Source organism: Phaeovulum molybdatiresistens, assembly GCF_023544865.1.
In the GTDB taxonomy this organism is placed as follows: Bacteria; Pseudomonadota; Alphaproteobacteria; order Rhodobacterales; family Rhodobacteraceae; genus Pontitalea.
On sequence record NZ_JAMJFX010000057.1, the window covers coordinates 1 to 7215 of the forward strand.

At 63.6% G+C, this 7215-nt stretch carries 5 protein-coding genes and 1 pseudogene; 4 read left to right on the forward strand and 2 right to left on the reverse strand.

Annotation, left to right across the window (positions count from 1 at the left end; all coding sequences use genetic code 11):
• Both MXB90_RS17420 and MXB90_RS17425 read left to right on the forward strand, forming a co-directional pair.
• Positions 1–288, forward strand: a 288-nt coding sequence (locus MXB90_RS17420; protein ID WP_250046683.1) for a GreA/GreB family elongation factor, incomplete at its 5' end; no start/stop codon positions are given.
• 157 nt (positions 289–445) lie between these two features.
• Positions 446–835, forward strand: a pseudogene (locus MXB90_RS17425) (transposase); the annotation flags it as partial.
• Positions 836–1216: 381 nt separating this feature from the next.
• On the opposite strand, the gene MXB90_RS17430 reads toward MXB90_RS17425, so the two are convergent.
• Both MXB90_RS17430 and MXB90_RS17435 read right to left on the reverse strand, forming a co-directional pair.
• Positions 1217–3745 carry a cation:proton antiporter gene (locus MXB90_RS17430; protein WP_250046687.1) on the reverse strand — a complete coding sequence of 843 codons (2529 nt, stop codon included), beginning with the start codon at positions 3743–3745 and terminating at the stop codon, positions 1217–1219.
• 84 nt (positions 3746–3829) lie between these two features.
• Positions 3830–3997: a hypothetical protein gene (locus MXB90_RS17435; RefSeq protein WP_250046684.1), complete on the reverse strand. Its 168-nt coding sequence runs from the start codon at positions 3995–3997 to the stop codon at positions 3830–3832.
• Between the two features lie 219 nt (positions 3998–4216).
• On the opposite strand from MXB90_RS17435, the gene MXB90_RS17440 reads away from it, so the two are divergent.
• Together MXB90_RS17440 and MXB90_RS17445 are read left to right on the forward strand one after the other, a co-directional pair.
• Positions 4217–5071, forward strand: coding sequence for a universal stress protein (locus MXB90_RS17440; protein WP_250046685.1), 855 nt, complete (start codon positions 4217–4219; stop codon positions 5069–5071).
• 56 nt (positions 5072–5127) lie between these two features.
• Positions 5128–6957, forward strand: coding sequence for an SLC13 family permease (locus tag MXB90_RS17445; protein ID WP_250046686.1), 1830 nt, complete (start codon positions 5128–5130; stop codon positions 6955–6957).
• Positions 6958–7215 lie beyond the last annotated feature (258 nt).

Here is a 7215-nt window from a genome sequence, read left to right on the forward strand (position 1 = left end):
CTGCCCCCTGATGCGGTCACCATCGGCAGCCAGGTGCTGTATCACGACCACCACGCCGCACGCGATCTGCGCGTGACTTTGACCTGGCCGGAACAGGCCGACATCAGCCGCGGCTATGTGTCGGTCCTGACCCCGGTGGGCGCGGCCCTTTTGGGCCTGTCGGTAGGCGACCAGTTCCAATGGGAAACCCGGGCGGGTCAACAGCGCGGCCTGACCGTGCTGCAGGTCATGCCCGAACAGCGTCCGCCGGTCACGGCCTCAGCGCCATTGCAACCCAAAGGCCCGTAACCGCAAGGGAGGGAGATGCCATGCTGCGTCGGTTCATTCCGGCCTATTGCGCCCAATGCGGGGCGGCCGTTCCCCGCGCTGCCGCCGGGCGCTGTCCATCCTGCCGGGTTGAATTTGCACCGGCAAACACCGGGTTTCCGGTTGCCCCGCGCACGACGGCAACCGCCTCGTCAGCGCCGAAGCCGGGACCGTGGCCTTCCGCTGGAAAGATTACCGCATCAAGCAGGGCGACCGGCAAAAGGTGATGCGGCTCGACACCGACGAATTCATCCGCCGGTTCCTGATCCATGTCCTGCCCGACGGCTTCCACCGCATCCGGCATTACGGCCTGCTGGCAAGTGCCAGTCGCAAGGCCAACATCGCGAAGATCCGCACCCTGCTCGGGGTGCCGCAACCCGCCTCGGCACCAAAAACGGCGGCTGAGCCCGCACCGCTGACCCTGCGCGAACCATGCCCCTGTTACGGCGCGCCGATGCGGATCATCGAGATCTTCCGGCGCGGGCAGACGCCGCAATCAAGGGCACCACCGCGGGAGCAGGCTGCATGATAAAACGCCCATCCCTTTGCCTGATCCGCCGCCGGTGCCCGCTCGGGACCTGCATGGCCCTGATTTGCGCGCAACGGAACGGATCGCCAAATTCGGAGGACGGCCTCCCGGTTCCGAGGCTCAAAGCGGCGGCAACTGGCGAAAAAAGCGAGGCTGTCGCCGTGAGCCCCGAACTCCGGCGGCCGTTTGTGCGCCATGTGAACCACACCCTCGGCGCTCTTTCTCCATAGGCAGCGCCTCGCCCCCCGCGGCTTCGTCCTTCCGAGGTTTGTCAACGTGGACCGCCACCGCCCGGCGGCGCCCCTCGCGATGCGGTCCACGTCGAAAAACCTTCAGGAAAGCCGACGGTGAGGTCGCGGCATAGCATACGCAGCATTTGCCTTAAGCCGTCGGTGAGCGGTCTGTGCTTGGCAGATCAAGATTAAGGCTTTCAATCAAAAGCCCTCTCTTCTCCGCACTTTGTTTCACCGCAAGGCGCATCGCTTCGCTTTTTTCCAGTAGGCCACGGAAGCGGGTGACGTCCAGAACAAGCAGGGTTGTATGGCTGATCGCTGTGACCTGAGTGCGACGAATCTGACGGCTCAGCAGTGCCAGTTGCCCGAACATCTCGCCGCGGCCCAGCTTGCTCTTCTGGCCCGCTGTTTCGACTTCGACGGCCCCCGACGCGATAAAACACACTTCACGGGGCATGTCGCCCTTGCGCATCAGCACCTCGCCAGGCTGAACATAGCGCGCCTTCAGTGCCTTGGAGAGGCGGATCCGGGCGGCATCGTCCATATCGGCAAAGAGAGGAAACTGGCGCACAAGTTCGGTTTTCTGCACGGCCAGGTCCAGCGCCGGGCGGGCCTCGGCGCGCTTGCGTTTCTCTGCCAGTTCCTGCCGCAGGGTCGTGTGCAATTCCCGCCCGATAAGTCCGTCCTGATAGAGCACATCATATTCACGCTCTTCCAGGCGCAGCGAGGTGCGGCGAATGAAGCGGCGTTCGATCTCTTCGGCATAGCCGGGATATTGCAGGCGCAATCCGTCAAGAGCGGATTGGGTCTCGTCCTCCCTCCGCTTGAGCAGCTCATGCAACAGATCGGCCACCCGGCGACCGTGGATGCGGCGGATCTTGCCGTCGATATAGCCGTGCAGATCGCGCAGCGTCAGGCGCTGTTGCAACAGGATCTCGAAGCGGTCAGCGGTCATGCGGGCCAGCAGTCCAGAAAGGCCCAGTCGGTTGTGAAGAAAGATCGCGAATCTATACCACCGCCCGCGCCCAAGGCTCAGACGCCCCGCCGTGCGATATTCGTCGCGCCCACCGGCCCGCGTGCGCTCGATCAGACGGTCAGCATCCGACAGCATGGCTTCGGCCAGTCGCGCCGAAATCTGCTGTTCCCGAAACGCCTCAATGATCATGTCGCGTTCACGCCCGGCCAGGGCAACAAGGCCGAGGGTGATCCGGTCACGATCAGGAATTTCGTCAATACCCTCGGCCTTCTCCATCGCGCTGTCGAGTCTCTCTGCAAAGCGCTTGGCCTCAGAGCGGACAATGTCGCGGGTCAGTTCATGGCGCTTGGCGGTATTCGCAACCTCTTCGCGCACATTTTCCAGCGCGACGGCGATCACCTGATTGGACAGCGCCCGGTCAAGCCGCGACAGCTTGTCGAGGCCAAGGACTGAAATGATCCAGCGCAGGGTGGTTCCCTGGAACAGCAGCGTGAAAAGCGTGAACCCGGTAGCAAGGATACCGACCTCACGCTTGATATCGATCGGCACGCGCAGGTTTTCGGTCACAGCCAGCGCAAGGGCCAGCGTGACGGCCCCCCGCAGCCCACCCCACAGGATCGCAACACGGTAAGGTCGATCCACACGCGGTGACAGTTTCATCGCGGTCAACAGCGGCAGCACTGCATAGAGCATGAACAGCCGCGCGGCCGTAGCCGCCGCGATGACAATGCCGATCAGCATAAAGTCCTGCAGCTGGATGTCCCCAAGCAGGCGCGGCACGAGGAACGCCGCAAGCAGGAAGATCAGCGCGCCCGCCCAATGCGCAAGCACATCCCAGACCTCGCGCAGATAGGCCCAGCTGGCGGGGGCCAGGCGCCCGGGCCCGAGATAGTTCAGCGTCATCCCCGCCATGACCACCGCAATCACACCCGAGACGCCCATGATCTGGTCGGCAACCAGATAGGTGACATAAGGCAGCGCCACGCTGAGCGAGACCTGTGCCAGTGGATAGCGGCTCATCAGGGTGAAGAACGGAAGGCAGAGCCGGGCAAATAGCCAACCGATCCCAACACCCCCGAAGATGAGCATCGGGAACTCTACCAGCGCATCCCGCAGCGTGGGATTTGGCACGCCCAGCATGACAAAGGTCAGGAAGAAGCTGAAGAGCGCAATGGCGGCGGCATCGTTCAGAAGGCTCTCGCCCTCGACGATCCTTGTCAGGCGCTGCGGTGCGGCGATGTTGCGAAAGATGCTGACCACCGCCGACGGGTCGGTCGTGGCAACGATTGCGCCCAGCATCAGGCAGGCCATCAGCGGTAGAGAGGTGAAGGGGGTCAGCGCATAACCGATGGCGACGGTTGCCACCACCACTGCCAGCACCGCCATGACAAGAATCGGCACCCAGTCATCGGCCATCCGGCGTAGGTTCAGCCCAAGCGAAACCTGAAACAGCAGCGTCGGCAGCAGGACATAGAGGAAGACACTGGCGCGGATGTTGATCTCGAACATTTCGACGGCCAGCGGCAGGCCGAGGGTTTCACGGCCATGCTCGACCAGCAGGACAGCACCAAGGCCGATCAGCGTGCCGATGATGGCCAGAACCACCGTGTAGGGTAGCCGGGTGCGGTCGGCCAGGGGCTCGCTCAGGGAGATGACGATGAACAACGCAGCGACGATGCTGACGAGCGAGATGACATCCATGACAGACCCGGTGACTGCGATTGCGGTCATGCAAACGACAAGATCGGGAAGCCCGCCCCCAGATGCTTTGTTTCGCCCTCTGGGTCAATCCTCACGCATCTGATTTCTGCCTTCCAGTGCCTTGATCTGCCGCATCAATCCGATCGCTTCCTCGACGTCGATCTGACCGGCAATCCCGGCGCCGCGCGCCGCCTTGAGCAGCTCATCAAGGTGATCGTCAGGCAGGAAGGCAAGGATCAGCCGGAATGTCATGGATTCACCCATTCGTAATCGCGGGCGATTGGCCCCTGCGGCGCATGCGTTCGGTCACAATCGCCCCAGACAGCACAGAGAGACCCGAGCGGATCATCGCCAGCGCGATCACGAATGGGGGATACCCTGCATGCGGCCCGGGCGCTTTCGGGTTTTATCATTTGTGCTTCACTGCCATACTGCCGAGAAATCCGATGTTTGACCATAAGCCCGCATGCCATGCTGAAATCGATCCTCGCCGCCTCTGACCTGTCAACCCGCTCCACGCCCGCTGTCCAGCGCGCCGTGCAGCTTGCCCAGTGTTTCGACGCGGCGCTCTGCGTCCTACACGTGGTCGAGGACGACCTGTTCGAAGACCGGATGCGCGATGAGATCCGGAGCGCCGAAGATTACCTGACCGATCAGGTCGCGGGTTTCGGCAAGCCGCAGAGCGGCGAGGTCGCGGTCATGACCGGCCACGCCTTCCATGTCATCGGGGAAGAGGCGCGCGTTCGCGAGGCCGATCTGATCGTCATGGGCGCGCATCGGCGGCAGTTTCTGCGCGACGTGTTTGTCGGCACGACGATCGAGCGTGTCACCCGCACGGCGGGGCGACCGGTCCTGATGGCAAATTCGAAGACTGCCACGCGGTGGCGGAAGGTGTTCATCGCAACGGATATGTCCGAAGCCTCGAGCCATGCAGCCCGCAAGGCCCATGACCTCGGTTTGCTGAACGATGCCGATGTCTCCTTCGTCCATGGCTACGCGCCAATTTCGCGCCAGATGATGACCCATGCCGGCATCCCGGCCGAGCGGGTTCATGAGGAGGCCGAGCGCGACTTCCAGTCCACACGCCGCGAGCTTGGCCGGTTCATTCAGAGCCTCGACCTTGGTAATCTGAACTACAATGCCCGCATCATCGAGGGGGTAGGTGCGGATGCCATCGCCGGTCTTGTCGAACAGGCGAAGCCCGATCTTCTTGTGATCGGGACGCGCGGGCTATCCGGGATCAGGCGCCTGTTCCTCGGCAGCGTGGCGCAAGAGCTGATGGGTAGCGTCGAGATCGACGTGCTCGCGGTTCCGCCGCAGGCATGATCTGCTGTATCACAGATATCCCGCGCTGCACCGCGCCGCTGCCCAAGGTGTAGTTGATGTCTCCGCTCGCAATGGTGCTGGCCCTGTTGGGCGCGGCGGTGGTCATGTTCGCGCTCAACCGCCCGCGCATGGATGTGGTGGCGGTGATCATGATGGTCGCGCTGCCGATGACAGGCGTGATCACCATGTCCGAGGCGCTGGTGGGTCTTTCGGACCCCAATATCGTATTAATCGCAGCCCTCTTCGTGATCGGCGAGGCGCTGGTGCGCACGGGCGTTGCGCAACGCCTTGGCGACTGGCTGACGGCACGCGCCGGTGCCAGCGAAGCGAAGCTGATCTTCCTCTTGATGGTGATCGTGTCGGGCGTGGGGTCGTTCATGTCCTCGACCGGCGTCGTGGCGATCTTCATCCCCATCGTGCTGCGCATCGCTCGCAACGCCCGCATTCCTGCGGGCCGGCTGATGATGCCGCTGTCGATGGCCGCGCTGATCAGCGGGATGATGACGCTGGTCGCCACGGCGCCCAATCTGGTGGTGCATTCCGAACTGATGCGGCAGGGGCACGAAGGTTTCGGCTTCTTCGCCTTCACCCCCTTCGGCGTCCCGATCCTGGTGTTGGCCATCCTTTACATGCTGATCGCGCGCCGCTTCCTTGCCCCGGGCCCGGCACCCGAGTTGCCCAAGCGCGCCGCGTTGACAGGCTGGGTCGCGGATTACGATCTTGCCGGGCGCGAGCACAGGCTGCAACTTCGCGCGCGCTCTGACTTGGCCGGAAAGCGGCTGGATGACCTAGACCTGCGCGCCAGCGCGGGCATCAACATCGTCGCCATCGAGCGCGGCAGCCGGTTCCGTCGCAAGCTGATCCAGCCCCGCGCCGAGACAGTGCTGGAAGCGGGCGATATCCTGCTGATCGACCGGCGCGCGAATGGCACTACTGGCTTCGATCTGGACAGCTTCACAAGGGCGCACGATCTGATCGCGCGGCCGGTCTCTGGTCAGTGGTTCACGGACACGGCGCAGGAAATCGGCATGGCGCAGATCATTGTGCCGCCGACGTCGCGCCTGATCAGCAAAACTGTCACCGAGGCCCGATTCCGCAGCACCTATGACCTGTCAGTGATCGGCATGAAGCATGGCACAAAACCCCAGCCCGATCGTGTGATCGACGAGCCGCTGCGCCCAGGCGACACGCTGCTGACCGTCGGTCCCTGGCGCGCGATCCGCAAGCTGGCCGATGAACGGCGCGATCTGGTGCTGCTGGACCTGCCGGCAGAGTCCGATGAGGCCGTGCCTGCGCGCCACCGCGCGCCGCTGGCCGTCGGTGTGCTGGCACTGGTGGTGGTGCTGATGGTCTGGGGAATCGTGCCAAATGTGCAGGCGGCGCTGTTCGGCTGCCTGCTGCTGGGGCTGTTTCGCTGCATCGACATGGCGGGTGCCTATCGCTCGATCCACTGGCAGAGCCTGATCCTGATCGTCGGCATGCTGCCCTTCTCGCTGGCGCTGCAACGCACCGGCGGGGTCGAGATCGCGGCGCAGGCGCTGCTCGGCGCGCTCGACGGGGCCTCGCCCCGGTTGGTTCTGGCCGCGATCTTCGCTGTCACCGGGCTACTCGGGCTGTTCATTTCCAACACGGCCACGGCCGTCCTTATGGCCCCGGTGGCGCTGGCCGTCGCAAGCGCCCTCGACGCCTCGCCCTATCCGTTCGCCATGACCGTCGCGCTTGCGGCATCGGCTGCGTTCATGACCCCCGTCTCCTCGCCGGTGAACACGCTGGTCGTGGGGCCCGGGAACTATCGGTTCGCAGATTTCGTGCGGATCGGCGTGCCGTTCGCCGCGATCTGCATGGCCACCAGTGTGGTCCTGGTTCCGTTGGTCCTGCCCTTCTGAACGTAGCTTCGCATCAGCGCGTCGAAACTTTCAGGACTGCTTCTCACACGACTATTGATGACACGCGATGCAGTGCAACCCCGTATCACACTCAGTGGCTTGGGGTGCCATTAGCAATTGCCGCAAAAAGTATAAATGGCCGCTCTGGTGCATTCCGAGTTGCAAAACGAGGGGCAGCTTTGGGCCGAGGCTGTGTGGAAACGCGGTGTTGACGTCGGAGGCGTGGGCGATTGGAGCACTTCGGGCCACCGCGCTCGT

What these genes read in the sequence shown, in the direction of transcription:
- MXB90_RS17430 (WP_250046687.1), bottom strand. Translation starts at nt 3,745, where the DNA reads ATGGATGTCATCTCGCTCGTCAGCATCGTCGCTGCGTTGTTCATCGTC.
- MXB90_RS17445 (WP_250046686.1), top strand. Translation starts at nt 5,128, where the DNA reads ATGTCTCCGCTCGCAATGGTGCTGGCCCTGTTGGGCGCGGCGGTGGTC.
- MXB90_RS17440 (WP_250046685.1), top strand. Translation starts at nt 4,217, where the DNA reads ATGCTGAAATCGATCCTCGCCGCCTCTGACCTGTCAACCCGCTCCACG.
- MXB90_RS17435 (WP_250046684.1), bottom strand. Translation starts at nt 3,997, where the DNA reads ATGACATTCCGGCTGATCCTTGCCTTCCTGCCTGACGATCACCTTGAT.